The 23,680-nt window shown below is 67.9% G+C and carries 25 protein-coding genes; 20 read left to right on the forward strand and 5 right to left on the reverse strand.

Going from position 1 to position 23,680, the window contains the following annotated elements:
• Nucleotides 1-78: 78 nt before the first annotated feature.
• The 3 genes from CUJ89_RS37235 (at nucleotide 79) to CUJ89_RS37245 (ending at nucleotide 1,713) form a co-directional block, all read left to right on the forward strand.
• Nucleotides 79-450 (forward strand): CidA/LrgA family protein, encoded by a 372-nt coding sequence (locus CUJ89_RS37235; RefSeq protein ID WP_114182512.1) that lies wholly within the window; start codon nucleotides 79-81, stop codon nucleotides 448-450.
• Nucleotides 447-1,181, forward strand: coding sequence for an LrgB family protein (locus tag CUJ89_RS37240; protein WP_114182385.1), 735 nt, complete (start codon nucleotides 447-449; stop codon nucleotides 1,179-1,181). The genes CUJ89_RS37235 and CUJ89_RS37240 overlap by 4 nt, the downstream gene beginning before the upstream one ends.
• 226 nt (nucleotides 1,182-1,407) lie before the next feature.
• Nucleotides 1,408-1,713 carry a hypothetical protein gene (locus tag CUJ89_RS37245; RefSeq protein ID WP_114182386.1) on the forward strand — a complete coding sequence of 102 codons (306 nt, stop codon included), beginning with the start codon at nucleotides 1,408-1,410 and terminating at the stop codon, nucleotides 1,711-1,713.
• 82 nt (nucleotides 1,714-1,795) lie between these two features.
• Here CUJ89_RS37245 and wrbA read toward each other — a convergent pair whose 3' ends face one another.
• Both wrbA and CUJ89_RS37255 read right to left on the reverse strand, forming a co-directional pair.
• A complete protein-coding gene (gene wrbA / locus CUJ89_RS37250; protein ID WP_114182387.1) occupies nucleotides 1,796-2,398 on the reverse strand; it encodes an NAD(P)H:quinone oxidoreductase in 603 nt (200 codons plus the stop codon).
• 61 nt (nucleotides 2,399-2,459) lie between these two features.
• The gene (locus tag CUJ89_RS37255; RefSeq protein ID WP_114182388.1) at nucleotides 2,460-3,185 is read right to left on the reverse strand and encodes a pirin family protein; all 726 of its coding nucleotides are present in this window, start codon (nucleotides 3,183-3,185) and stop codon (nucleotides 2,460-2,462) included.
• Between the two features lie 128 nt (nucleotides 3,186-3,313).
• On the opposite strand from CUJ89_RS37255, the gene CUJ89_RS37260 reads away from it, so the two are divergent.
• From CUJ89_RS37260 to CUJ89_RS37290, 7 genes are all read left to right on the forward strand, one after another.
• Nucleotides 3,314-4,231, forward strand: a complete 918-nt coding sequence (locus CUJ89_RS37260) for a LysR family transcriptional regulator (RefSeq protein ID WP_114182389.1) — start codon at nucleotides 3,314-3,316, stop codon at nucleotides 4,229-4,231.
• A gap of 94 nt (nucleotides 4,232-4,325) precedes the next feature.
• Nucleotides 4,326-5,447, forward strand: coding sequence for a Fic family protein (locus tag CUJ89_RS37265; RefSeq protein ID WP_201752454.1), 1,122 nt, complete (start codon nucleotides 4,326-4,328; stop codon nucleotides 5,445-5,447).
• Nucleotides 5,448-5,683: 236 nt separating this feature from the next.
• A complete protein-coding gene (locus CUJ89_RS37270; RefSeq protein WP_114182514.1) occupies nucleotides 5,684-5,878 on the forward strand; it encodes a DUF3311 domain-containing protein in 195 nt (64 codons plus the stop codon).
• Nucleotides 5,879-5,954: 76 nt separating this feature from the next.
• Complete coding sequence (locus CUJ89_RS37275) at nucleotides 5,955-7,349, forward strand: sodium:solute symporter family protein (RefSeq protein WP_114182390.1); 1,395 nt, start codon at nucleotides 5,955-5,957, stop codon at nucleotides 7,347-7,349.
• A gap of 36 nt (nucleotides 7,350-7,385) precedes the next feature.
• A complete protein-coding gene (locus tag CUJ89_RS37280; protein ID WP_114182391.1) occupies nucleotides 7,386-9,056 on the forward strand; it encodes an amidohydrolase in 1,671 nt (556 codons plus the stop codon).
• Nucleotides 9,053-10,078, forward strand: a complete 1,026-nt coding sequence (locus CUJ89_RS37285; protein WP_114182392.1) for a CobW family GTP-binding protein — start codon at nucleotides 9,053-9,055, stop codon at nucleotides 10,076-10,078. Before CUJ89_RS37280 ends, CUJ89_RS37285 begins: the two co-directional genes overlap by 4 nt.
• 131 nt (nucleotides 10,079-10,209) lie before the next feature.
• On the forward strand, nucleotides 10,210-11,292 hold the full coding sequence (locus CUJ89_RS37290) for a lysozyme inhibitor LprI family protein (RefSeq protein WP_201752436.1): 1,083 nt from the start codon (nucleotides 10,210-10,212) through the stop codon (nucleotides 11,290-11,292).
• Nucleotides 11,293-11,327: 35 nt separating this feature from the next.
• Here CUJ89_RS37290 and CUJ89_RS37295 read toward each other — a convergent pair whose 3' ends face one another.
• Nucleotides 11,328-12,413: a LacI family DNA-binding transcriptional regulator gene (locus CUJ89_RS37295; RefSeq protein WP_114182393.1), complete on the reverse strand. Its 1,086-nt coding sequence runs from the start codon at nucleotides 12,411-12,413 to the stop codon at nucleotides 11,328-11,330.
• A 241-nt stretch (nucleotides 12,414-12,654) separates the two neighbouring features.
• Between CUJ89_RS37295 and rbsK the strand changes: the two genes are divergently transcribed.
• The 3 genes from rbsK to CUJ89_RS37310 are packed head-to-tail and all read left to right on the forward strand — an operon-like array spanning nucleotide 12,655 to nucleotide 15,953.
• A complete protein-coding gene (gene rbsK / locus CUJ89_RS37300) occupies nucleotides 12,655-13,581 on the forward strand; it encodes a ribokinase (protein ID WP_114182394.1) in 927 nt (308 codons plus the stop codon).
• 60 nt (nucleotides 13,582-13,641) lie between these two features.
• Nucleotides 13,642-14,961: an MFS transporter gene (locus CUJ89_RS37305; protein ID WP_114182395.1), complete on the forward strand. Its 1,320-nt coding sequence runs from the start codon at nucleotides 13,642-13,644 to the stop codon at nucleotides 14,959-14,961.
• A gap of 44 nt (nucleotides 14,962-15,005) precedes the next feature.
• Nucleotides 15,006-15,953 carry a dihydrodipicolinate synthase family protein gene (locus tag CUJ89_RS37310; protein ID WP_114182396.1) on the forward strand — a complete coding sequence of 316 codons (948 nt, stop codon included), beginning with the start codon at nucleotides 15,006-15,008 and terminating at the stop codon, nucleotides 15,951-15,953.
• Between the two features lie 176 nt (nucleotides 15,954-16,129).
• Here the strand turns inward: CUJ89_RS37310 and CUJ89_RS37950 are convergent, their stop codons facing one another.
• Entirely contained in the window at nucleotides 16,130-16,378 is a 249-nt protein-coding gene (locus CUJ89_RS37950) for a hypothetical protein (protein WP_152036708.1), read from the reverse strand.
• 24 nt (nucleotides 16,379-16,402) lie between these two features.
• Here CUJ89_RS37950 and CUJ89_RS37315 point away from each other — a divergent pair, with 24 nt between their 5' ends.
• The 7 genes from CUJ89_RS37315 to CUJ89_RS37350 all read left to right on the forward strand — a co-directional run bounded on the left by CUJ89_RS37315 (nucleotide 16,403) and on the right by CUJ89_RS37350 (nucleotide 22,689).
• Nucleotides 16,403-16,816, forward strand: a complete 414-nt coding sequence (locus CUJ89_RS37315) for a DoxX family protein (RefSeq protein ID WP_114182397.1) — start codon at nucleotides 16,403-16,405, stop codon at nucleotides 16,814-16,816.
• A gap of 255 nt (nucleotides 16,817-17,071) precedes the next feature.
• The gene (locus CUJ89_RS37320; protein ID WP_236655119.1) at nucleotides 17,072-17,311 is read left to right on the forward strand and encodes a DUF3592 domain-containing protein; all 240 of its coding nucleotides are present in this window, start codon (nucleotides 17,072-17,074) and stop codon (nucleotides 17,309-17,311) included.
• Nucleotides 17,298-18,263, forward strand: a complete 966-nt coding sequence (locus CUJ89_RS37325; protein WP_114182398.1) for a dTDP-4-dehydrorhamnose reductase family protein — start codon at nucleotides 17,298-17,300, stop codon at nucleotides 18,261-18,263. Before CUJ89_RS37320 ends, CUJ89_RS37325 begins: the two co-directional genes overlap by 14 nt.
• A 253-nt stretch (nucleotides 18,264-18,516) precedes the next feature.
• Nucleotides 18,517-19,866: a reverse transcriptase family protein gene (locus tag CUJ89_RS37330; protein ID WP_114182399.1), complete on the forward strand. Its 1,350-nt coding sequence runs from the start codon at nucleotides 18,517-18,519 to the stop codon at nucleotides 19,864-19,866.
• Nucleotides 19,867-20,190: 324 nt separating this feature from the next.
• Nucleotides 20,191-20,520, forward strand: a complete 330-nt coding sequence (locus tag CUJ89_RS37340) for an H-NS family nucleoid-associated regulatory protein (protein ID WP_114182400.1) — start codon at nucleotides 20,191-20,193, stop codon at nucleotides 20,518-20,520.
• A gap of 285 nt (nucleotides 20,521-20,805) precedes the next feature.
• A complete protein-coding gene (locus CUJ89_RS37345; protein ID WP_114182401.1) occupies nucleotides 20,806-22,053 on the forward strand; it encodes an MFS transporter in 1,248 nt (415 codons plus the stop codon).
• 78 nt (nucleotides 22,054-22,131) lie between these two features.
• On the forward strand, nucleotides 22,132-22,689 hold the full coding sequence (locus tag CUJ89_RS37350) for a DNA-binding protein (protein WP_114182402.1): 558 nt from the start codon (nucleotides 22,132-22,134) through the stop codon (nucleotides 22,687-22,689).
• 57 nt (nucleotides 22,690-22,746) lie between these two features.
• Here the strand turns inward: CUJ89_RS37350 and CUJ89_RS37355 are convergent, their stop codons facing one another.
• Entirely contained in the window at nucleotides 22,747-23,643 is an 897-nt protein-coding gene (locus CUJ89_RS37355; protein ID WP_114182403.1) for an NAD(P)-dependent oxidoreductase, read from the reverse strand.
• Nucleotides 23,644-23,680: the final 37 nt, after the last annotated feature.

Below are 23,680 nucleotides of genomic sequence, written 5' to 3' on the forward strand. Positions count from 1 at the left end.
GTATCGTTCACGCTGGCGCCGCACGCCGCCGGCTTATCGGCCGCGCGGCATCGCGGTCATGTTCGGGAGAAGCGCTTCATGCTGCAGGCGTTCGCGGTCTTGCTGACTTTCCAGTGTCTCGGGGAAGGCGTGTCCTACCTGTTCGGCCTGCCGGTGCCGGGCCCCGTGATCGGCATGCTGCTGCTGTTCGGCTTCGTGATGCTGCGCCCGCAGGTGGCCGACGCGATCGAGCCGACCGCGCTCGAACTGCTGCGCCACCTGTCGCTGCTGTTCGTGCCGGCCGGCGTCGGCATCATGGTGTCGGCCGACCGCGTGCGCGGCGACGCGGTCGCGGTCGTCGTCGCGCTGGCCGTGAGCACCACGCTCGCGATCGCCGTGACGGCGCTCGTCACGCGCGCGCTGCTGCGCCGCCAGCGGCGTGCCGGCGGCACGGCCGAGGGCACGCAATGACGGCCTTTCCGAAACTCGGCGCGATCTGGGTCTATCTCGCCGCGAGCCCGTTGCTGGGCCTGACCATCACGCTGGTCGCGTATCTGTTCGCGCAGGCCGTTTATGCGCGGGCGCGCTTCAATCCGCTCGCGAATCCCGTGCTGATCGCGGTCGCGGTGATCGTCGTGCTGCTGACGATCACGCATACGCCGTATCCGACCTATTTCGAAGGTGCGCAGTTCGTCCACTTCCTGCTTGGCCCCGCGACCGTCGCGCTGGCGTTGCCGCTGTACCGCCAGTGGTCGAAGCTGCGGCGCACCGCGCTGCCGCTGCTCGTCGGGCTGCTCGCCGGCTCGCTGACCGCGATCGTGTCGGCGGTCGGCATCGCCGCGCTGTTCGGCGCGTCGCACCAGACGATCGCGTCGCTCGCGCCGAAATCCGCGACGACGCCGATCGCGATGGCCGTCGCCGCCGAGATCGGCGGCATTCCGTCGCTCACCGCCGTGCTCGTGATCTCGACCGGGATCTTCGGCGCCGTGTGCGCGCGCGGGATCCTCAACGTGCTGCGTGTCGAGGAACCGGCCGTGCGCGGGTTCGCGCTCGGCGTCGCGTCGCACGGGATCGGCACCGCGCGCGCGTTCCAGGTCAGCGAGGAGGCCGGCGCGTTCGCCGGGCTCGGGATGGGGCTGAACGGCGTGCTGACCGCATTCGTCGTGCCGATCCTGCTGCCGATGCTGTCGCGCTGGGTCTGAGCGCCGGCCGGCCCGGGGTTATCGGTTTCCCTGATGGCGCGGACGATGTGCCGAAATGACGGCACGCCCGGTGCGAACGTATGGCTGCCGTTATCGGGAGAATTCAGGAACGCACAGGGACATTTGCACAATGATCGGCTAACGTTGCATCGGCGCCGTTGTCGCAAGCCGTCGCGTGTGCACCGGTGTCCGACCCACAACCAACAATCGACAAGGAGATCCGGCCATGAAGAAGTCTCGCGTGGTTTCGGTGGCAGTAGCAGTAACGGCGTCGTTCGGTCTGCTGTTGACCGCCGCGCCGGCGGCCTATGCGCAGGATCCGGCGTCCATGCCGAGTCAGAAGCAGGTCGACAAGGCGCAGAAGAAGGCGGCGCGCAAGGCGGCCCGGGCGCGGCACGCGTCGGACCTGAAGGCGATCGGCACCGGCAGCGGCTACCGGCTGACCAACGACCAGAGCAACTATCCGCAGAACGCCACGCAGAAGGCGCCCGCGACGAAGGCGGCGCCCGCCGCGCCGGCTTCCGGGCAGTAACGGCCGGCGCCCGTGCACAGGGCAAACGGCGCCGGATCGACCGGCGCCGTTTGCTCGTGTGCCGGGCCGCGAAGCCGACGCGTTACGACGCGAGCTTGCGCGCGAGTTCCGCGACGTGCTTGCCCTGGTAGCGGGCGATCTCGAGCTCGTTCGCGCTCGGCTGGCGGCTGCCGTCCGCGCCCGCGAGCGTGGTCGCGCCGTACGGCGTGCCGCCGGTGATTTCGTTCATGTTGACGAGCCCGCTGCACGCATACGGCACACCCACGATCACCATCCCCTGGTGCAGCAGCGTCGTGTGGAACGACGTGATCGTCGTTTCCTGGCCGCCGTGCTGCGTGCCGGTCGATGCGAACACGCTGCCGATCTTGCCGACCAGCGCGCCCTTCATCCACAGGGCGCCCGTCTGGTCGAGGAACGTGCGCATCTGGCCGGCCATGTTGCCGAAGCGGGTCGGCGTGCCGAAGATGATCGCATCGTAGTCGGCGAGTTCGTCCACCGTGGCGACCGGCGCGGCCTGGTCGACCTTCACGCCGATCGCTTTGGCCTGGTCGACGGGAATCGTTTCCGGCACGCGCTTGAGCGTGACCTCGACGCCGGGCACTGATTTCGCGCCTTCCGCGATGTGCTGCGCCATCGTTTCGACGTGCCCGTAGGACGAGTAGTAAAGGACGAGTACCTTGGCCATGTTGCGAATCTCCGATTAAAAGGGCCCCGCCTTTGGCGGGGCCCGGTTTCCCGAGTGGGCGTTATGCCCACTCGGCCGTCACTTCGACCGGACGCAGGTCGAACACCAGCACTTCGGCATCCTTGCCGTCGGCGAACGTCAGCGCCTGTTCGTCGCGGATGCGCACGCCGTCGCCTTCGCCGAGCGTCACGCCGTTGACCGTCACGCTGCCGCGTGCAACGTGCACGTACGCAAAGCGGCCCGGCGCCAGTTCCAGCGTCGCGCGTTCATCGCCGTCGAACAGGCCGGCGTAGATCCGCGTGTCCTGCCGGATCTTCAGCGAACCGGCGTCGCCGTTCGGCGACACGACGAGCGTGAGCTTGCCGCGCTTGTCGCCGGCCGCGACATTCGTTTGCTGATAGCGCGGCTCGGCACCCTTTTCGGCCGGCCCGACCCAGATCTGCAGGAAGTGGACCGGCGTTTCCGGCGAGTGGTTGAACTCGCTGTGGCGCACGCCCGTGCCCGCGCTCATCAGTTGCACATCGCCCGGCACGATCACCGACCCGGTGCCCATCGAATCCTTGTGTTCCAGCGCGCCGTCGAGCACGTACGACAGGATTTCCATGTCGCGGTGCGGGTGCGTGCCGAAGCCGCGGCCCGGTGCGACGCGGTCGTCGTTGATCACGAGCAGGTCGGAGAAGCCGACCTGCTTCGGATCGTGGTAATTCGCGAACGAAAACGTATGACGGGAGCTGAGCCAGCCATGCTCCGCACGGCCACGTTGGTTTGCTGCACGGATTTCGATCATGATTTTTGTCCTTGATGTCGCCGGACCTCGAAAGTGGGCCCGGCCGTTCGTTGAGATGAATCTTAGGTCAATCGATTTGACAAATAAATGGCTGCAGCGATAATGACTGTCGCTATGGAGTGGACAATATGGAACTCAACGATCTGAGGATCTTCGTCGCGACGGTCGACGCGGGCAGCTTCACGGCGGCGGCCGACCAGCTGATGCTGTCCAAGCAGTTCGTCAGCCGGCGCACGATGGCGCTGGAGGCGTCGCTCGGCGTGCGGCTTCTGCACCGCAACACGCGCAATCTCGCGGTGACCGAATCGGGGCAGGAGTTTTATGCGCGGGCGCAGCGGATCCTCGCCGAGATCGCCGACGCCGAGCAGGCGATGTCGGTGCGCAGCACCGAGTTGCACGGGTCGCTGAAGATCAGCGCGCCGCTGTCCTTCGGGATCACGCATGTGTCGCCGCTGATCGCCGCATTCCTGTCCGCGCACCCGGCCGTGCGGCTGAACCTGGACCTGACCGACCGTCGCGTCGACTTGATCGGCGAGGGTTTCGATCTGGTGCTGCGGATCGGCTCGCTCGAGGATTCGACGCTGATCGCGCGCCCGCTCGGCGCATGGCGGATGATCGCGTGCGCGAGCCCCGCCTATCTGAAGCGGCAGGGCACACCCGACACGCCGGCCGATCTCGCCGGCCACACGTGCCTGCTGTACGGGCGCGAGCGGCGCGTCGGCTGGGAATTCCGCGTCGATGGCGCGGCGCGCACGTTCGACGTGCAAGGGCCGCTCGTCGCGAACAACGGCGAAGTCGTGCGCGACGCGGCGATCGCGGGGCTCGGCATCGCGCTGCTGCCGCATTTCATCGTCGGCGCGGCGCTCGACAGCGGCGCGCTCGTGCCGGTGCTCGATGCGTATGCGCCGTCGCCGATCACGCTCAATGCGGTGTTTCCGCAGCACCGGGAAGGGTTCGTCACGCTGCGCACGTTCATCGGGTTTCTCGCGGAGCGGCTCGGGGAGGCTGCGCCGACGGGGAAGAGCGGGGCGGGCAGGCGGCGCTAGCGGGCGGGTGTGCGGTGAATAGGGGCGACATTCTCCGCAAATTTTGCGGAGAATATTGGGCCGTGCGGAGAATAGATGGGATAATCTCCGCATCATGAGCGGAGATTACACCTTCATCTGGGAGTCGGCCGACTGGCCTGCATGGCGTTTCGACCTCCCGGCACTCGCCACGTCACTCGCCGACGTCAGCCGTGCGCAAGGCAGGCTGGTCGGGCGATTGGCGGATATCGGCCTTGCGTTGCGCGATGAGGCCAGCCTCGCCGCGTTGACGGAGGACGTCGTGAAGACCAGCGCCATCGAGGGCGAAAACCTCAACGTCGCATCGGTCCGATCGTCGATTGCGCGCCGGCTCGGGGTCGATATCGGCGCGCTGGCGCCGGTCGATCGTCACGTCGAGGGCGTGGTCGAAATGGTGCTGGACGCGACGACCCATTCGCCGGCACCGGTGACCGAAGCCCGTCTGTTCGGGTGGCATGCAGCCCTTTTTCCGACCGGGTATTCGGGGATGTCGCGGATCACGGTCGGCGAATGGCGGTCGGATGCGAGCGGGCCGATGCAGGTCGTATCCGGGCCGATTGGCCGGCAGCGTGTGCATTTCGAAGCACCGCCCGCCGCGCGCCTGCCCGACGAGACCGGGCGCTTTCTTGCGTGGTTCAATGCCACGCCGGTTGAGCCTTTGCTGATCCGGGCCGGCCTGGCCCACCTCTGGTTCGTCACGCTTCACCCGTTCGACGACGGTAACGGCCGTATCGCGCGGGCGCTCGGGGATCTCGTCCTGGCACGCGCCGATCAGAGCCCGCAGCGCTTCTATAGCCTGTCGGCGCAAATCCAGCGTGAGCGCAACGCGTATTACGACGTGCTGGAGCGGACGCAGCGCGGGTCGCTCGACGTCACGGAATGGCTCGCGTGGTTTCTGAACGCACTGGACAGAGCCATCGATCACGCGCACACGACGCTCGATGCGGTCCTGGTCAAGGCGCGCTTCTGGCAGCGATTTGCCGGCTTCGCAATGAACGAACGGCAGGTCAAGGTCATGAATCGCTTGCTCGACGGCTTCGAAGGGAAGCTGACGACCACCAAGTGGGCGGCCCTCGCGAAGTGCTCGCAAGACACGGCGCTGCGTGACATCACGGAACTCGTCACGCATGGTGTGCTGCGTCGCTCGGTGTCGGGCGGCCGGAGCACGAGTTACGAACGGGTGCCGTTCGACGGCTGACGCCTGCGCGCGCTATAACCGGCTTGCGCCGACCGCGACGGATTCCCGTCGTGGCTTCTCGTCGATCGCCCCCGCTCCGCCTCGGCCGCGCGCCGCTGGCCCAAGCGATTGCCCGCGTCTGGCACTATCCCGCGTCTTTTTGGCTTCGAATACTGGGTTCGACGCTTTCGCGCGACGTGTTGCCGCCGCGCTTCTGCACCGCCGTTCCGCACGAACCCGCTTTCGAGGAGACACGCATGCTCAGGTACCTGATCGGCATCGGTATTCCCTATTTCGGCGTGCTGGGCCTGCTGCCGTGGGTGGCCGCGCAAGACCGCTTCGTGCTGGGCGTGCCGTTCGTCTTCATGTGGATCTTCGCGTGGTTCGTGCTGACTTCCGGCTGCCTGCTCGCCTGCTGGATGCTGTTCGACCGCCGCGCGAGCGGCGCGTAGCCGGCGCTGCCCCGCGGACCGCCGGCCGCGCAGGTTCCGGCGAACCTTTCGTTACCGTCCTTCCGCAGAGGTGCGCATGTCAACGGTCGTCTTCGCCGCGCTGATCGCGCTGTCGCTGTACCTCGCCATCCGCTCGCGTCGCGGGCACGGCAAGCAGAGCGTGCATGATTTCTTCGTCGCGTCGGGCCAGTTCGGCACCGCGCTGCTGTTCTTCCTGACCGCCGGCGAGATCTACAGCATCGGCACGATGGTCGGCTTCCCCGGCGGCATCTACGCGAAAGGCCCGACCTACGGCATCTGGTTTCTCGGCTACATCCTGCTCGCCTATCCGATCGGGTATTTCATCGGCCCGAAGATCTGGGAAGCCGGCCGCCGCCATCGCGCGATCACGCTCGCCGACCTGTTCAAGGGACACTACGGCAGCCGCGGGCTCGAGCTCGTCGTCGCGTTTGCGTCGATCGTGTTCCTGATCCCGTGGGGGCAGATGCAGTTCACGGGCCTGGCCTCCGCGCTCAAGGGGCTCGGCTGGCACGTCGAGCCGCTCTACCTGATCCTCATGTGCGCGGCGCTCGCGTTCACCTACATCGCGATCTCCGGCGTGCGCGCATCCGCTTACATCGCCATCCTGAAGGACATCCTGATGCTGCTCGCGATCGTCGTGACGGGCGTTGCCGTCGCGTGGAAGGTCGGCGGCGTGCATCCGGTGTTCGCGGCGGCGAGCCAGCAGGTCAGCAACACGATGACCGCGACGCAGTTGCGCTTTTCGATGAGCACGATGTTTTACCAGTCGCTCGGCTTCTACATCATGCCGTTCGCCGTGCAGGGCTTCTTTACCGCGCGCGGGCCGAACACGATCCGCCGCACGCAGATTGCGATGCCGATCTACATGCTGATGTATCCGTTCCTCGTGATCGCGTCGTACTACGCGATCAGCGCGAACCTGAAGCTCGCGTCGCCGAACGATGCGTTCTTTGCCGCCGTCGTGCACCTGCTTCCCGGCTGGCTGATCGGCCTGGTCGCGGCCGGCGCCGCGCTGTCGGGGCTGCTCGTGCTCGCGGGCATCTGCCTCGCGATCGGGCCGATCGTCACGCGCAACCTGATGCCGAACCTGCCCGAGACGCGCCAGAAACGCGCGGCGAAATACGTGATCGTCGGCTACCTGCTGCTGTCGATCACGACCACGATGCTGGCGCCGAACCTGATGCTGACGCTGATCAACACGACGTTCTACGGCGTCACGCAGTTCCTGCCCGGCGTGCTGATCCTGCTCGCGCAGCGCCGCGTGCGGCCTGTCGCGGTGGCGGCGGGGATGCTGTGCGGGCAGGTGCTCGCGATGCTGTTCTATCTGCTGCACGTCGATTTCGGCGGGATCAATCTCGGCCTCGTGTGTCTCGTCATCAACGTGCTCGTCGTCGCGGTCGTGCACGGCATGCTGCGCGGGCGCCCGGTCAAGCACTATGCCGTCTCGTGATGCATCGGCGAGGCGCAGCACGGAGGGAATCCAGTCATGCAATCCGCGTCGGCGGCTTCGGCCGCACCCGTGACGATTTTCGCGGCACGCCGCGTCCTGACGATGAACCCGGCGCAGCCGTCGGCCACGCACGTCGCCGTGCGCGACAGCCGCATCCTCGCGGTCGGCGACGCCGCCGACGCAGCGGCGTGGCCCGCGCGATTCGGCGCGTGCATGCGTGACGACACGCTGCGCGACAAGGTGCTGATGCCCGGGCTCGTCGAAGGGCATTGCCACCTGATGGAAGGCGCGATGTGGGATGCCGTGTACGTCGGCTACTACGACCGGCGTGGCCCCGACGGCACGTTGTGGCCGGGCCTGCGCTCGCTCGACGCGGTGCTCGAGCGGCTCGCCGATGCCGAGCGCGCGATGACCGACGACGGCCCGCTGCTCGCGTGGGGCTTCGATCCGATCTTCTTCGGCACGGCGCGGCTGACAGTGCGCGAGCTCGACCGCGTGTCGGCACGCCGGCCGATCGCGATCCTGCATGCGAGCGTGCACCTGATGAACGTGAACGGCGCGATGCTTGCGCGCGCGAGCATCGACGAGGATACCGACATCGACGGCGTGTCGCGCGATGCCGACGGCCGCCCGACCGGCGAGCTGCAGGAGTTCGCGGCGATGCTGCCGGTCTATCAGACGATCGGCGGCAAACTGGCGATTTCCGCGAGCGAGAAGCCGCATGCGATCTGGAATTTCGGGCGCGTCGCGCAGCTCGCGGGCGTGACGACGGCCACCGATCTCGTCAACGACTTGTCGCCGGACGGCAACCGCACGCTGCACGAGGTCACCGCCGACGCCGACTATCCGGTGCGGATCGTGCCGGCCTTCGCGCCGCAGCGCAATCCGGCACGCTCGGCCGACAGCGTGCTCGCGGCGATCGGGCGCAATACCGGCAAGCTGCATTTCGGGCCCGTGAAATTCATCGTCGATGGGTCGATCCAGGGCTTCACCGCGCGCGTGCGCTGGCCCGGCTACGCGGGCGGGCAGCCGAACGGGCTGTGGCTGATTCCGCCGTCGCAACTCGTCGACGTGTTCGAGCCGTACCATCGCGCGGGGCTGCAGCTGCACGTGCATACCAACGGCGACGAAGCGACCGACGTCGTGCTCGACGCGATGACGACGCTGCTCGCGCGTCATCCGCGCCCCGATCACCGCCATACGCTGCAGCACTGCCAGATGGCGGACGCCGCGCAGCTCCGGCGCGTTCGCGCGCTCGGGATGTGCGTGAACTTCTTCGCGAATCATCTGTACTACTGGGGAGATGCGCATTACAGCCAGACCGTCGGCCCCGATCGTGCGAACCGGATGAATGCGGCCGGCTCCGCGCGGCGGCTCGGCATTCCATTCGCGCTGCACTCGGATGCGCCGATCACGCCGCTGAATCCGCTGTTCACCGCGTGGTGCGCGGTGCAGCGCGAGACGGCGTCCGGGCGCGTGCTCGGCGCAGGCGAGCGGCTTGCGGTCGACGATGCGCTGCATGCGATCACGCTCGGCGCGGCGTATACGTTGCGGATGGATCATCTCGTCGGCAGCATCGAGGTCGGCAAGTTCGCGGATTTCGCGGTGCTCGACGACGATCCGTCGGCTTGCGCGCCCGCGCGCCTGAAAGAACTGGCCGTGTGGGGCACCGTGCTCGGCGGACGCGTGTTCCGGTCGCCGCGATGAGTGCGCATGCCGCGGCCACTGCGACTGCGATCGCACCGATCGACCTCGCGGTGGTCGGTGGCTATCTCGGTGCGGGCAAGACGACGCTCGTCAACGCGATCCTGCAGGCGCCGCATGGCCGGCGCATCGCGGTGCTCGTCAACGATTTCGGCGCGGTGAACATCGATGCGCGCCTCGTGCGCGCGCGCGGCGACGACGTAATCGAACTCGACAACGGTTGCATCTGCTGCACGATCGGCGGCGCGCTCGTCGATGCACTGTCGCGCGTCGCGACGCGCGACGTGCGACCCGAACTGCTGCTCGTCGAAGCGAGCGGCGTGGCCGATCCCGCGAAGATCGCGCAGATCGGACTGCTGAACGGTGCCTTCCGGTTGACGTCGGTGCTTGTCGTCGCCGATGCACTGGCGTGGCGCGACACGCTGGCCGATCCGCTCGTCGGCGCGATGGCGCAGCGCCAGCTCGACGGCGCGGGCGCGATCGTCGTGACCAAGCTCGACCGGCTTGCGCCGGCGCAGCGCGACGCGGTGCTCGACGACGTGCGCACGTGTGCGCCGACCGATATCGTTGTCGCGGCACGGCATGGCGAGATTCCGCTCGCGCTGCTGTTCGACGCGGCGGTGCCCGATCGCCGAAACAGGTCGGATCTCGCGCGCATGCGCCGGCCGATCGGTCGTGACGCGATGCCGGCGTTCGCGAGCGTCACCGTCGCCGTGCCGGAGGTGCTCGACAAGGCGCGCTTGCGTGCGTGGCTGAAGGCGTTGCCGCGCACGATCCTGCGCGCGAAAGGCATCGTGCGCATGGCCGATGCGGATGGTGCGGTCGGCACGCGCGTCTGTCAGGTCGCCGCGCGGCGCATCCGGTTCTCGTCGATGGAAGACGAAGGCCTGGCCGCGCACGAAGGGGACGGCGTCATGGTGTTCATCGGGATCATCGATGCTGCTACGGAAGCCGGGTTGCGCGACGGCATCGTGCAATGCAGCGTGGCCGCCGGGACGGTTGCGATGACATCGAACGTCGATTGATCGGCGTCGCGCATTCGGGTTACGCTTCGGCGGGCGACGGCATGCGCCGCATGCCGGGCCGGGCATTTTTACCTCGAACGTCGCGGGCACGTAGCTTCTACAGGCCCGCGACCCAGCGACGATCCAAGCCGATGACCATCCAGAACCGATCGAATGCTCGCGCCGACGAGCGAGGGCAGGCCGCGATTCCCGCACGCGGCGCGCGGCGCACGAACCTGCGCTCCGTCGCGGCGGCCGCGCTGCTGACGTTATTGCCGATCGCCGCGCACGCGGCCGGCTTCGACTGCGCGAAGGCCGCTTCGCCGACCGAGAAGACGATCTGCGCGGACGCCGCAGTGTCGAAGCTCGACGGCGACTTGGCGACGGCGTGGAAGAAGGCGCTTGCGAAAGGCGGCGATACGGCCGCGCTGAAGGCCGCGCAGTTGAAATGGCTGAAGCAGCGTGACCAGTGCGGTAGCGACGCGCCGTGCCTGGGCGACCGCTACCGCGAACGGCTCGCGAGCCTGAGCGGCACACCGCTTGCCGCCGACCGCTGGCAGCAAACGTGGTACCTGACGAGCGACAACCCGTCGTTCGGCGGCGTGCTGACGTTCACCGGTACGGCGCCGCGCCTTCATTTCGAGCTGGGCGGCAACAACGGCGCGAATACTGGCGGGCTCGACGGCGACGTCGTGTTGCACGGCGACAGCGGCACCTACCGCCAGGACAAATGCCGGCTCGATTTCGACCGGAAAGGCGGACGCATCCGCGTCACGCAACAGGGCGCGGATGTCGATTGCGGCGCCGGCGCGGGCGTCGTCTATGCGGGCAACTACGTGACCGCGTCGCAGTTACAGGCCAAACCGCCGGCCGATCTGCTGAGCCTCAAGGTCGTGACCGACGCGACGCAGAACGCGATCGCGCACAAGTTGCTCGGCACCGACTATCCGGTGCTCGTCGACATGGTCAACTACAGCGCCGACGAAAAGGATCTCGACGGGTTGAACGCGCGCGTGAAATCGTATTGGGTGCGCGGCATCGCGACGACGAACGCGGCGATCGTGATGAGCCGCGGCGCCGATCTGTGGATCGGGCTGCTCGTGTTCGACGCGCAGGACAAGGTCCGGATGCGCTATTACTCGAACGCGCAGGCGTGGAAAAAGACCGTGCCGAAGACCCTCCGCGCATGGCACGACAATCTCGACAAGACACTGCCGATCGACGTGATGCAGTGAGCGGGCGGGGCGGCCGGCAGCCGCCCGGCGCGCGTTCATTGTTTGCGCGATGCGCGCGCCTGCGCCGGTGGTGCGGCCGATTCCCGCGTGCGCAACTCGGGCAGCACGGCACAACCGGGCCCCGTTGCGCCGTTTTCGAGCGCGTCGAGCAACGCATGCGCGGCCTGGCGTCCGATCGCATCGGTGTCGACCCACATCGTCGTCAGCGGCGGGCGAATCTCGCGCGCGAGCGCGATGTCGTCGAACCCGGTGATCGACAATTGCGCGGGCACGTCGATGCCGAGCGCCTGCGCCTCGAGCAATGCGCCGAGCGCGAGCGCGTCGTTGCCGCAGATCACGGCCGTCGGCCGCGTCGCCGCGTCGCTGTCGGCGATGGCGCGCAGGCTCGCCCGCCCGAACGCGATCGTGGCCGCGCCTTCGTGCTGATGCACGGGGCGCACCGCGAGCCCGTGCGCGGCAAGCGTGTCGTGAATGCCGCGCAGGCGGGCCTGGACGCGGTCGTTGTCGGCCGACGGCTGCATGATGATCGCGAAATCGCGGTGGCCGAGGTCGAGCAGGTGGGTGGTGAGCCGCGCGAACGCCGCGCGGTTGTCGAAGCCGATGCAGCAGTGCGGGCTGTCGTCGCGATACGCATACGTGACGACGTACGGCACGCGATGCATCGCAAGCAGTTCGAACAGTTCCGGCGGATACGCTTCGCCGACCAGCGACACGGCTTCCACGCCGCGTGACAGCATCGCGCGCACCTGGGCCAGCGCCTGCGCGGGATCGTAGTTCGAGCAGCCCAGAAACAGCGTGATGCCGTGCTCCGCCATGACCGCCTGCATGCCCGCGACCTGCGACGCGAACACCTGGTCGTCGAGCGTCGGAATGATCGCGCCCGTGATGTGGGTGCGCGTGGACGCGAGCGCGCGGCCGGCCGCATTCGGAATCCAGTTCAGTGCGCGCGCCGCGTCGCGCACGCGCTGCTGCACGTCGGCCGACACCTTGCCGGGATCGTTGTAGACGCGCGAGACGGTCGCGGTCGACACGCCGGCCAGCTTCGCGACATCGCCGAGCACCGAGCGGCCGCTGCCGCGGCGCGCACGCGACGCGCCGCCGCGGGACGGGGGCGTGCTCATCGGCGGTCTCCCGGCGCGGCGGCCCCGCCGGAGCCGCGCGTTGTCAAAAGCGTCATTGTTTACCCTCGATTCTTGATGGTCCCGCTTGCATTCCCGTTCGAGCCTGTGAGAATGTAAGCGCTATCTTGATGCTGTTCCGTATTATGTCAGACACATATCCCATCCACATTGCAAAGTTTTCATCGACGACGGCCTTCCTGGCCATTTTGTCCGGCTCAAATGTAAGCGGTTACATTCGGAAATGAACGACGCCCATTCACCGCGTATCGCTGTCGTCGGCAGCGTGAACATCGACCTCGTCACCCACGCGCCGCGCCTGCCGGTGCCGGGCGAAACGCTGCTCGGCACCGATTTCCAGACCGTTCACGGCGGCAAGGGTGCGAACCAGGCGGTTGCCGCCGCGCGCCTGGGCGTGTCGGTCGCGATGATCGGCTGCGTCGGCGACGACGCGTTCGGTGCGCGCCTGCACGGCGCGCTGGCGGCGGAGCGCATCGACGTGACGCATCTGCATCGCGTCGGCGGCACGGCGACCGGGGTTGCCGCGATCACGGTCGACGACAGCGGCGCGAACAGCATCGTCGTCGTGCCCGGCGCGAATGCGTGCCTCGATGCCGACCGGATCGACGCGGCGCGCGAAACGATCGCCGGGGCGGCGCTGCTCGTCTGCCAGTTGGAAGTGCCGCTCGCCACCGTTGCGCGCGCAATTGCCTGCGCGACCGCGCATCACACGCCGGTGCTGCTCAATCCCGCACCCGCGCAGCCGCTGCTAGATGCGTTGCTGGCGCGGATCGACTACCTCGTTGTCAACGAAACCGAAGCCGAGTCGCTGACCGGCATCGCCGTGGGCGACGATGCGTCGGCCGTGCGCGCCGCCGATGCGCTGTGCGCAAAGGGCGTCGGCAACGTGCTGGTCACGCTCGGCGCGCGCGGCGTCTGCTGGCGCGGCAGCGCAGGGAACGGCCGGCATCGTGCGATGACGGTGGTCGCCGTCGATACGACCGCGGCCGGCGACACGTTCGTCGGCGGGTTCGCGGCCGCCCGCGCAGGCGGCGCGTCGATGGACGACGCGATCGGCTTCGGCCAGCGTGCGGCCGCAATCAGCGTCACGCGCTACGGCGCGCAGACCTCGATCCCGACGCGCGAAGAAGTGGCACGTATGAACGCCTAGATTCCGCAAGCGACGGAACGGCCGGACCCGGCCGATACCAGTGACATGGAGACAATCGTAATGAGCGAAAACCAAACTGTTCCGCACGCGCCGCCGCGTATCCGGCGCGGGCAACGCATCGCGCTCGCGCTGTTGATGGCGAGCGGGATCGTCAACTATCTCGATCGCGGCACGCTGGCCGTCGCGAGCTCGGCGATCCGGGGCGATCTCGGGTTGTCGCTCGCGCAGATGGGGCTGCTGCTGTCGGCGTTCTCGTGGAGCTATGCGTTGTGCCAGTTTCCCGTCGGCGGGCTCGTCGATCGCATCGGTCCGCGCTGGCTGCTCGGCATCGGGCTGATCGTCTGGTCGTTCGCGCAAGCGGCGGGCGGCATCGTGTCCACCTTCGGCTGGTTCATCGTCGCGCGCATCGCGCTCGGCATCGGCGAGGCGCCGCAGTTCCCGTCGGCCGCGCGGGTCGTGAGCAACTGGTTTCCGCTGCGCGCGCGCGGCACGCCGACCGGGATCTTCAATGCCGCGTCGCCGCTCGGCACCGCGCTCGCGCCGTTGCTGCTGGCGATCCTCGTTGCGTCGTTCGACTGGCGCTGGGCGTTCGTTGCGACGGGCGCACTCGGGCTCGTCGTCGCCGTCGTATGGTTTGCGCTGTACCGCGATCCGGTGCGTGCGGAATTGACCGCGGCCGAGCGTGGTTATCTCGATGCCGATGCACAGACCGCGGTTGCGGCGCCGAAACTGACCTTCGCCGAATGGCGCAGCCTGTTCTCGCACGGCACGACCTGGGGGATGCTGATCGGCTTTTTCGGGTCCGTGTACCTGAACTGGGTCTACCTGACCTGGCTGCCCGGGTACCTGACGATGGAGCGCCACATGAGCCTGATCCGGACCGGGTTTGCCGCATCGGTGCCGTTCCTGTGCGGGTTCGTCGGCTCGCTGGTCGCCGGCTGGCTGTCGGATCTGGTCACGCGTCGCAGCCGTTCGCCGGTCGTGAGCCGGCGCAACGCAGTGGTGGTCGCGATGCTCGGCATGGTCGCGTTCACGATCCCGGCCGCGCTCGTGCAGAGCAACGCAGTTGCGCTCGCATGCATTTCGGTCGTGATCTTTCTCGCCAACGCGGCGTCGGCCTGCTCGTGGGCGCTCGCGACGGCGGCCGCGCCGCCGAGCCGTATCGCGTCGCTCGGCGCGATCCAGAATTTCGGCGGTTTCATCGGCGGTGCGCTTGCGCCTATCCTGACGGGCGTCATTGCGCAGAAGTGGTCGTTCGTGCCGGCGCTGCTGACCGCCGCGGCGATCGCGTTCGCCGGCGCGATGGCCTACTTGCTGCTGGTGCGCAAGCCGATTCCCGAGCAGGCCGCGAACGCCACGTCGGGACCGTTGCCGGCCTGAGCACGCTGCTGGCACCACGCATTCATTGAAGGAAGGAGAAACAGATGCAACACCAGCAGCAATCGAGCGTAACCATCGAGGGGATCGTGCCGGTCATGCTGACGCCGTTCGACGACGCCGGCGCGATCGACTACGCGGGGCTCGAGCGGCTCATCGAATGGTATCTGGCGCACGGTTCGGATGCGTTGTTCGCGGTGGCGCAATCGAGCGAGATGCAGTTCCTGAGTCTTGCCGAACGCGCGGAACTGGCGCGCTTCGTGGTCGAGCGGGTGGCCGGGCGCGTGCCCGTGGTCGCGTCCGGGCACATCAGCGACGATCTCGACGCGCAGGTCGCCGAGCTGTGCGCGGCGGCCGAATCGGGCGCGCAGGGTGTCGTGCTCGTGACCAACCGCCTCGATCCGCAGCGCAAGGGCAGCGCCGCGTTGCTCGACCATCTTCACCGGCTGCTCGCGCGATTGCCGTCGGATCTGCCGCTCGGCCTGTATGAGTGTCCGGCGCCTTACCGGCGGCTCCTGTCCGATGACGAATTGCGCGCGTGCATCGACACGGGCCGGTTCGTGATGCTCAAGGACGTGAGCTGCGACCTGGAGACGGTGAAGCGGCGTGTCGCGCTCGCCGCGGGATCGCCGCTGAAGATCCTGAACGCGAACGCCGCGATTGCGTGGGACGCGATGAAGGCGGGTTCCGCCGGCTTCAACGGCGTGTTCACCAACTTCCACCCGGATCTCTACCGGTGGTTGCGCACGCAAGGAGACACGAATCCGGCGCTGGCCGACGAGCTCTCGACGTTCCTGGTGGTCTCGGCGGTGTCGGAGGCGCTGGGCTACCCGGCGCTCGCGAAGCTCTACCATCAGCGGATCGGCACCTTCGGGTCGATCCGTTGCCGCGCGATCGACTACGACGTGCGCGAACGATTCTGGGCGCTCGACGCGGTGCTCGACAAGATCGTGGCCGGAACCGAGCATTTCCGCCGGCGGATCGCTGCGCAGTAGCGGGCGCGGCCGCGCGGTGTCGACGGCGCGCCGGCATCGCCCTGGATGGCTCGAACCCGGCGCCGCGTTCGGGCCGCGTGCGCAACCCGACGAAACCGCCGGGATCTCCGGTAGCGTCGACGGCGGCAAAGCCGCCTGCCGCGGGCGTGCCGCCACGCGAGCCGTGAAGCTCCGCATCAGCCTTGTTGTTTTCGATTGTCCACTTTTTCGAGACAGCGAATCATGTTTTGACGGATTGATGATTTGCCGCGAGACAGTAGACTGCACCCGTGCTTCGCCAGAACCGATCCGGAGCGCGCCACGAAGGCGCGCCCGGACGGATTCTTCGGCGGCGGGCCAGACGGCTTGCCGACCGATTGCGCGAGGAGTGGTTCGTTGCCGACCTGATTCGCCGATTCGGCGCGCATCGGCAGCGGATGCATCAAACCGTCAATTCAAGGGTGATTGCTATGCGTTACGTTTCGCTGGAGTCGAAGAAGGACGAGCTGCTGCTGGCGGCTCGCGTGCTGATGATGATCCTGTTCGTGCTGTTCGGCTGGCAGAAGCTGAACGGTTTTTCGGGCACGGTCGCGTACATGGCGTCGACGGGGAACCCGGCGCCCGAACTGGCGGCCGCGATCGCGGTGGCGGTCGAACTGGCCGGCGGCGTGCTGATCGCGATCGGCTTCTATACGCGTCCGCTCGCACTGGTGTTCGCCGCCTATACGCTCGCGACCGCGCTGATCGGCCATCGCTACTGGGCGCTGCAGGGGATGGACCAGTACATGGCGATGATCAACTTCTACAAGAACGTGAGCATCATCGGCGGATTGCTGTTGCTCGCGCTGAGCGGGCCGGGGCGGTATTCGTTCGACCGGAAGTAAAGCAGAGCGAAATTTCTGTTCGGTGTGACAGGCCCGGTGCGCGGATGTGCACCGGGCTTTGTTTATCTGGGGCGATGGATGTGTCGTCTGCAGTTCCGGAAATCGTGATCGTGACAGGGTGCGGATGCACCGGTTGTGACGAACTCTCCGGGCGGGCGATCGTCGTCGTTCCGTAATCGTTTTGCATTAAAATCGCACGCAAATCAGTGACAGGCAGCGGTCCGGTTCGCCATTTCACGGAAATCGAGAGGGCACATGTCCAGGGTCATCGCGGGCGTTGTGATCGGGATTGTATTTCTCGTCATTGCCGCATTTACTGCAATGTCGCCCCATCCCCAGATCGAATTCATGACCAAGACGGGTGACAGGGTCGCCTATCCGCAGGGCGGGATGAGCTACGGCATGAAGGTCGGGGGCAAGATGACCGTCCTCTATCAGGCGGAGGCGCCTTCCCGCACGGCTTCCGCACAAATCGCACTCAATGACAGCAACTGATTCATCGACTCCTCCCGCAACTGTCCTGCTGATCGGTGCATCCGGTCTCCTCGGCAGGGCCGTTGCCGCATCGCTGGCCCGCGAATCATCCATCGGCCTGGTGGCCACGGTGAGAAATCCGAAGACCGCCGGCGCCGCGCTCCTCGCACTGCCACCAGAAAACCTCGCGCTCGTCGACGTGCTTGACCACACAGTGCTTGAGCGTCTGTTCGAGTCAAAGAAGCCCGCCGCCGTCATCCTCTGCGCAGCGGAACGCCGCCCCGACGTCTGCGAACGCGACCCTGCCGCCGCACGCGCGATCAACGTCACCGCACCGGCCCGCATCGGCGCGCTCGCCGCGCGATATGGCGCATGGACGCTCGGCATCTCCACCGACTACGTATTCGACGGCAAGTCCGCCCCGTACCGTGAAGACGCCACCCCGAACCCGCTGAACATCTACGGCCGCACCAAACTGGAAGGCGAGGCGGCACTCCTCGCCGCGTCGCCGCTGTCCTGCGTGCTGCGCCTGCCATTGCTCTACGGCCCGATCACCGACTGGAGCGAATCGGCCGTCACGAGCCTCGTCCCGGCGATCGTCGCTTCCGCGCGCCCGGGTGCCGACGCGGTCGGCATGGACGCATGGGCGATCCGTTACCCGACCTACACGCCGGATGTCGCGCAGGTGATCCGCGACCTGACGCTGCGTCATCTCGCGGGCTCGCCCGTCACGGGCATCCGTCACTGGTCGGGCAAGGAGCCGATGACGAAGTACGACATCGCGCAGCGGATCGCGGCCGCACTCGGCATCGCGGCATCGCTCACGCCGATCGACCAGCCGACCGACGCGACGCCGCGTCCGTACGATTGCCATCTGGATGCATCGCGCGTGCGCGAACTCGGGATCGATTACGCGACGCCGTTCGATACCGCGTTGCGTGCCGTGCTGCGCGATGCGCCGCGGGCGTTGTAGGATCCGGCGCGCAGTGGCGGCGCCGGCCCGCCGCCATGTTTGACACACCGCGTCCGCGGCCATTAAAGTCGCGACGCGGGCCGGTGGGTCAAGCACACGCCCGGAACAGGCAGCCGATGTTCCAGGACTACGGGGCTACCCCGTGGATGAGATCGACACCCCGATGCGTCGCAAGAGCGCGGGTTGCGCGTCGCGCAACGACTGCTCTCGCAGCACCAGTCACGTTGACTCATCGTCCCGCCCATCAATTTCCATGTACGCGCCCCTGTTCGACACCACCCGCACGATTGCCGAAGCGATGCTGGCCGGTTCGCCCGAACGCGGCAGCATCGTCGCCCGGATGGCGGCCGTGCTCGGCGCTGCGCCGGCCTGGGCGCACGAAGTCGCGGATGCCGCGCTCGCCCGCTTCGGCGCGCACTGGGCCGAAGCCGACCTCGACGCGCTTGCAGCGGACCTGGCCGAGGCGCCCGGATTCGTCAGCGCATGGTATGGCGACCATCGGCCGACCGTGATCCGCGTCGTGCGGCGGCCGCCGGTCCAGCGGCCGTTGCCGGCGCCGCTCGCCGGCTGCGACGTGCCGCAATGGGCGACGCCGGGCGATCTCGCCGGCTGGCTCGGCATGCGCGTGCCGGAACTCGACTGGCTGTCCGACCACTGGCGCGTCGACGCGCGCAGCAGCGCAACGCCGCTGCATCACTACACCTACGTTGCGGTCGACAAGCGAAGCGGCGGGTGCCGCCTGATCGAGATTCCGAAGGGACGGCTACGCGAAGCGCAGCGCCGCATCCTGCACGGGCTGCTCGATTGCATTGCGCCGCACGGCGCGGCCCACGGTTTTCGCAAGGGGCACGGGATCGTGTCGTTTGCGGCGCCGCATGCGGATCGCGATGTCGTGGTCCGCTTCGATCTCGCGGATTTCTTCGTGTCGGTGCGCGCCGCACGGGTCCATGCGCTGTTCGTCACGCTCGGGTATCCGGCCGAAGTCGCGCGCACGCTCACCGGGCTGTGCACCAATCGCGTGCCGTCGGCGCGGCTGCTCGCGCCGGACCTGCGCGACCGGTTCGACTGGATCGGCCGCCAGCGCTATCGCGAACGGCATCTGCCGCAGGGCGCGCCGACGTCGCCGGCGCTGGCGAACCTGAGCGCCTTCCGGTTCGACCTGCGGCTCGCCGCGCTCGCGCGTTCGCTCGATGCGACCTACACGCGCTATGCCGACGATCTCGCGTTTTCGGGTGGCCGCGCGCTCGCGCGCGACGTCGAGCGGCTGCAGGTCAGGGTCGCCGCGATCGCGCTCGAGGAAGGCTTTGCGCTGCAACTGCGCAAGACGCGCGTGATGCGGCGCGGCGCGCGGCAGCAACTGGCCGGCGTGGTCGTCAATCGTCATCCGAATCTGGCGCGCGATGAGTTCGATCTCCTGAAGGCCATCCTGACCAATTGCATCCGGCGCGGGCCGGCCTCGCAGAATCGCGACGCGCATCCGGATTTCCGCGCGCATCTCGCCGGACGCGTCGCGCATGCGGCCGCGCTGAACGCGGCGCGCGGCGCGAAGCTGTGCGCGCTGTTCGACCGGATCGCGTGGCATACCCCCGATGCAGACCGGTAAACCGCCGGGCCCGCATCGACTCCGGCCGGCAACTCGTGCAACACAAAGCCGTGCACTGCTATCATTCGCGCCATGCCGCGCCAGTGCCATGGTGCGGTTCAGAACTTGCCGCAGCCGTTCGCCGTGCCTTCGTGCGCGGCGTGCCGCGCGTTGCCGGCCCGGCCCTGTCTGTCATTGACGCGCGACGTCGTTTAGTGCGCGTCGCGCAAACCGTGCCGGTTCAGGCAAACGATTCACCTATTTGACAGCACCGATCGGCGGAACTTCATGGTAGGTTCGCCCATCGGAGCTTTTTGCAAAAACATGCCCAAAGAGGATGAATACATGACCCAGGCCCTGCAGGAACTCGAAGCACAACTTCGGGACCTGAACATCAAGCTGTCGGATGCGAAGCAGAAGGAGAAGCAGGCCGCACTCGCGGCATTCAAGGAACAGGTCGAGCTTTTGGGAATCTCGCAGCAGGAAGTGCTGAGCGCGCTCGGCTATATCGTCCAGCGAAAGCGCAAGGCGCCGGCCAAGTACTACGATCCGACGACCGGCCGTTCGTGGTCGGGCCGCGGCCCGAGACCGAAATGGCTCGAAGGCAAGGATCTCGACACGCTCGCCGTCGACCGCGGGGCCAAGGCCTGGTGGCCCGGGGACGATCAGGGCTGAAGCCGGCCGCGCCGCAAGGCCGCCCGGCGCCGTCCGGTTCGCGCGAGCGGGCCTGCCGGCAACGCCGCAGCACACTGTCTTTCATCCGGTGTCCGGCCTGACCGCGACATCGCCGGCTTCGCCGCCGACACCGGATCGCCGCTTTCCCGTTCATTGCCCGCAGATGCCCGCTTGCCGTCCCGGAAGCGGGCGCTGAAGCGCGCCCCCGCGCCAGCCCCCGTTCACCGGCCCGTCATCCGCGGGCACAGGCCGTAGAATGTCGCCGGACATTCGTGGCAGGACACCATGGCAGCAAACATGAAATCTTCCACGCTCGGCGGCCCGTCGGCCCCGCGCGTGGAGCAGGTCGGGTCGTACGCGTGGAAAGCGCTGGCCGGGTCGGCGATCGGCTATGCGATGGACGGCTTCGACCTGCTGATCCTCGGCTTCATGCTGCCGGCGATCACGGCGGCGCTGCAGCTGACGCCCGGGCAGGGCGGCGCGCTGGTCACGTGGACGCTGATCGGCGCGGTCGCGGGCGGCATCGTGTTCGGCGCGCTGAGCGACCGCTACGGGCGCGTGCGCGTGCTGACCTGGACGATCCTGCTGTTCGCGATCTTCACCGGCCTGTGCGCGTTCGCGCGCGGCTTCTGGGATCTGCTCGTCTACCGCACCATCGCGGGCATCGGCCTGGGCGGCGAGTTCGGGATCGGCATGGCGCTCGCGGCGGAAGCGTGGCCGGCCAGCAAGCGTGCGCGCGTGTCGTGCTACGTCGCGCTCGGCTGGCAGGCCGGCGTGCTGCTGGCCGCGCTGCTGACGCCGTTCCTGCTGCTCCACATCGGCTGGCGCGGCATGTTCCTGGTCGGCGTGCTGCCCGCGCTGCTCGCGTGGGCGATGCGCAACAAGCTGCACGAGCCGGAAGCGTTCGTGCAGCGCGCGGCGCAGCCGAAGTCCAACGCGTTCCGCATGCTCGTCGCGGACGGCCGCACCGCGCGCACGAGCCTCGGCATCGTGATCCTCTGTTCGGTCCAGAACTTCGGCTACTACGGGATCATGATCTGGCTGCCGACCTTCCTGTCGAAACAGATGGGCTTCTCGCTGACGAAGTCGGGGCTATGGACGGCAGCGACCGTCGTCGGGATGATGATCGGCGTCTGGGTGTTCGGGCAACTGGCCGACCGCATCGGGCGCAAGCCGACGTTCCTGCTGTACCAGCTCGGCTCGGTCGCGACGGTCATCGCGTATGCGCGGCTGTCGGACCCGACGGCGATGCTGTGGGCCGGCGCGCTGATGGGCATGTTCGTCAACGGCATGGTCGGCGGCTACGGGGCGCTGATGTCCGAAGGCTATCCGACGGCCGCGCGCGCGACCGCGCAGAACGTGCTGTGGAACATCGGCCGCGCTGTGGGCGGCTTCGGTCCGGTCGCGGTCGGCGCGCTCGCCGCGCACTACTCGTTCCAGACGGCCATCACGCTGCTCGCCGGCCTCTACGTGCTCGACATGGTCGCGACGTTGTTCCTGATTCCCGAGCTCAAGGGCGTCGAGCTCGAATGAGCGCGGCGAGCCGGGGTTCGCTCGCGGCCGGAACCCGACGCGGGCGCACGCACCGCAACGATTTCACCGGAATTCACGATGCACCAGAAGAACAGGACGATCGGCGTGATGGGCTCGGGCAAGGAACCGTGGCTGGCGTTTTCTGAACCGCTCGGCGCGTGGCTCGCGCAGGCCGGCTTCAACCTGCTGACGGGCGGCGGGCAGGGCGTGATGCTGGCGGTCGCGCGCGCATTTGCCGGCGTGCCCGGGCGGGCCGGACGATCGATCGGCATCCTGCCGACGCAGGCCGATCCGCTCGCGGGTTTCGTGCCGCTCGACGGTTATCCGCATCCGTTCGTCGACATCCCGATCCTCACGCCGCTGCCGCGCCGCGAACCGGGCGCCGATCCGCAGACGATCAACCGCAACTACGTGAACGTGCTGAGCAGCGACCTGATCGTCGCGCTGCCGGGCGGGCACGGCACGGCCGAGGAGATTGCGCTCGCGCAGCGCTGGTGCAAGCCGCTCGTCTGCTTCGGGCCGGACGGCGCGTTCCGCGAGCTTGCCGCAGGGGCCGTGTGCACGTCGTCGCTCGACGACGTGATCCGGTTCGTGGAAGACGCGTTTTCGGCGGAGCAGGTGCAGGCGCTGCGATAGTTCACGCGATCGGCTTCGATCGCATGCGTTGCGACGTCCGCACACCATGGCCGGTTCTTACTGCTGCCGGCCGTCCAGCAGGTCGAGTACCTGCGCCCAGTCGAACGGCAGCAGCGCTTCGTAGTCGAGCCCGCGTGCGGCCATCCTGTCGACGAAACGATCCTGCACGCGCGCGCACGCGTCGCTCATGTCCGGCGCGATGCCGCCTTCGCGCAGCGTTTCGCTCACTTCGCGCATTTCCGCCGCGCGCCGGCGGCCGTGTTCGGCCACGCGGCTGATCAGGTAGCCGGGCAGGTCGGGCGACGTCGCGAACGGGTCGAAGGTCTGCCGCAATGACGCGAGCACGAGCGCATCGGCCCCGTACGCGCGGGCGGCGCCCAGGCACTCGACGGTCAACGCTTCGATGCCCTTGATCATCACGCTGCGGCACATCTTCGCCGCCGACGCGACGCCGACACGGGTCGACACGGCCCGCGCATTGAAGCCGAGCGCCTTCAGCTCGCACGCGAGCGCTTCGGCCTGCGGGCCGCCCAGCAGCATCGGCACGGCGAGCCCGAAAGGCGGCACGGGTGCCATCACGGCCGATTCGACATAGCGGCCGCCGGCGGCTTCGATCAGCCGCTGGCCGTGCTGCTTCATCGCGGGCGACACCGAGTTGATGTCGATGTAAGTCTGGCCCGGGCGGATGCAGGCCGCCGCGGCTTCGACGACGTCGGTGTCGGACGACGCCGTGACGGCGGAGACGATCCACCGCGCATCGCGGATCGCATCGGCGAGGGTCGGCGCGGCCTGCACGTTCAGGCGCGCGGCCTTGTCGCGCATCGCCGGCGCGGCGCGTGCGTCGTCGAGCTGCCGGTCGTACATCGTCACGCGCACGTTGCGCGCGGCCAGCGCACCGCCGAGCAGGCCGCCGGCTTCGCCGAATCCGATGAACGCGAGCGTCGATTCGTTCACGTGTGTCGCTCCTTCAGAACGTGAGTCGGCCAGAGGC

It is taken from the genome of Burkholderia pyrrocinia, from assembly GCF_003330765.1.
Taxonomy (GTDB): domain Bacteria; phylum Pseudomonadota; class Gammaproteobacteria; order Burkholderiales; family Burkholderiaceae; genus Burkholderia; species Burkholderia pyrrocinia_B.

Coding starts and splice junctions, on each gene's coding strand:
- CUJ89_RS37235 (WP_114182512.1), top strand. CDS start 79: ATGCTGCAGGCGTTCGCGGTCTTGCTGACTTTCCAGTGTCTCGGGGAA.
- CUJ89_RS37240 (WP_114182385.1), top strand. CDS start 447: ATGACGGCCTTTCCGAAACTCGGCGCGATCTGGGTCTATCTCGCCGCG.
- CUJ89_RS37245 (WP_114182386.1), top strand. CDS start 1,408: ATGAAGAAGTCTCGCGTGGTTTCGGTGGCAGTAGCAGTAACGGCGTCG.
- wrbA (WP_114182387.1), bottom strand. CDS start 2,398: ATGGCCAAGGTACTCGTCCTTTACTACTCGTCCTACGGGCACGTCGAA.
- CUJ89_RS37255 (WP_114182388.1), bottom strand. CDS start 3,185: ATGATCGAAATCCGTGCAGCAAACCAACGTGGCCGTGCGGAGCATGGC.
- CUJ89_RS37260 (WP_114182389.1), top strand. CDS start 3,314: ATGGAACTCAACGATCTGAGGATCTTCGTCGCGACGGTCGACGCGGGC.
- CUJ89_RS37265 (WP_201752454.1), top strand. CDS start 4,326: ATGAGCGGAGATTACACCTTCATCTGGGAGTCGGCCGACTGGCCTGCA.
- CUJ89_RS37270 (WP_114182514.1), top strand. CDS start 5,684: ATGCTCAGGTACCTGATCGGCATCGGTATTCCCTATTTCGGCGTGCTG.
- CUJ89_RS37275 (WP_114182390.1), top strand. CDS start 5,955: ATGTCAACGGTCGTCTTCGCCGCGCTGATCGCGCTGTCGCTGTACCTC.
- CUJ89_RS37280 (WP_114182391.1), top strand. CDS start 7,386: ATGCAATCCGCGTCGGCGGCTTCGGCCGCACCCGTGACGATTTTCGCG.
- CUJ89_RS37285 (WP_114182392.1), top strand. CDS start 9,053: ATGAGTGCGCATGCCGCGGCCACTGCGACTGCGATCGCACCGATCGAC.
- CUJ89_RS37290 (WP_201752436.1), top strand. CDS start 10,210: ATGACCATCCAGAACCGATCGAATGCTCGCGCCGACGAGCGAGGGCAG.
- CUJ89_RS37295 (WP_114182393.1), bottom strand. CDS start 12,413: ATGAGCACGCCCCCGTCCCGCGGCGGCGCGTCGCGTGCGCGCCGCGGC.
- rbsK (WP_114182394.1), top strand. CDS start 12,655: ATGAACGACGCCCATTCACCGCGTATCGCTGTCGTCGGCAGCGTGAAC.
- CUJ89_RS37305 (WP_114182395.1), top strand. CDS start 13,642: ATGAGCGAAAACCAAACTGTTCCGCACGCGCCGCCGCGTATCCGGCGC.
- CUJ89_RS37310 (WP_114182396.1), top strand. CDS start 15,006: ATGCAACACCAGCAGCAATCGAGCGTAACCATCGAGGGGATCGTGCCG.
- CUJ89_RS37315 (WP_114182397.1), top strand. CDS start 16,403: ATGCGTTACGTTTCGCTGGAGTCGAAGAAGGACGAGCTGCTGCTGGCG.
- CUJ89_RS37320 (WP_236655119.1), top strand. CDS start 17,072: ATGTCCAGGGTCATCGCGGGCGTTGTGATCGGGATTGTATTTCTCGTC.
- CUJ89_RS37325 (WP_114182398.1), top strand. CDS start 17,298: ATGACAGCAACTGATTCATCGACTCCTCCCGCAACTGTCCTGCTGATC.
- CUJ89_RS37330 (WP_114182399.1), top strand. CDS start 18,517: ATGTACGCGCCCCTGTTCGACACCACCCGCACGATTGCCGAAGCGATG.
- CUJ89_RS37340 (WP_114182400.1), top strand. CDS start 20,191: ATGACCCAGGCCCTGCAGGAACTCGAAGCACAACTTCGGGACCTGAAC.
- CUJ89_RS37345 (WP_114182401.1), top strand. CDS start 20,806: ATGGCAGCAAACATGAAATCTTCCACGCTCGGCGGCCCGTCGGCCCCG.
- CUJ89_RS37350 (WP_114182402.1), top strand. CDS start 22,132: ATGCACCAGAAGAACAGGACGATCGGCGTGATGGGCTCGGGCAAGGAA.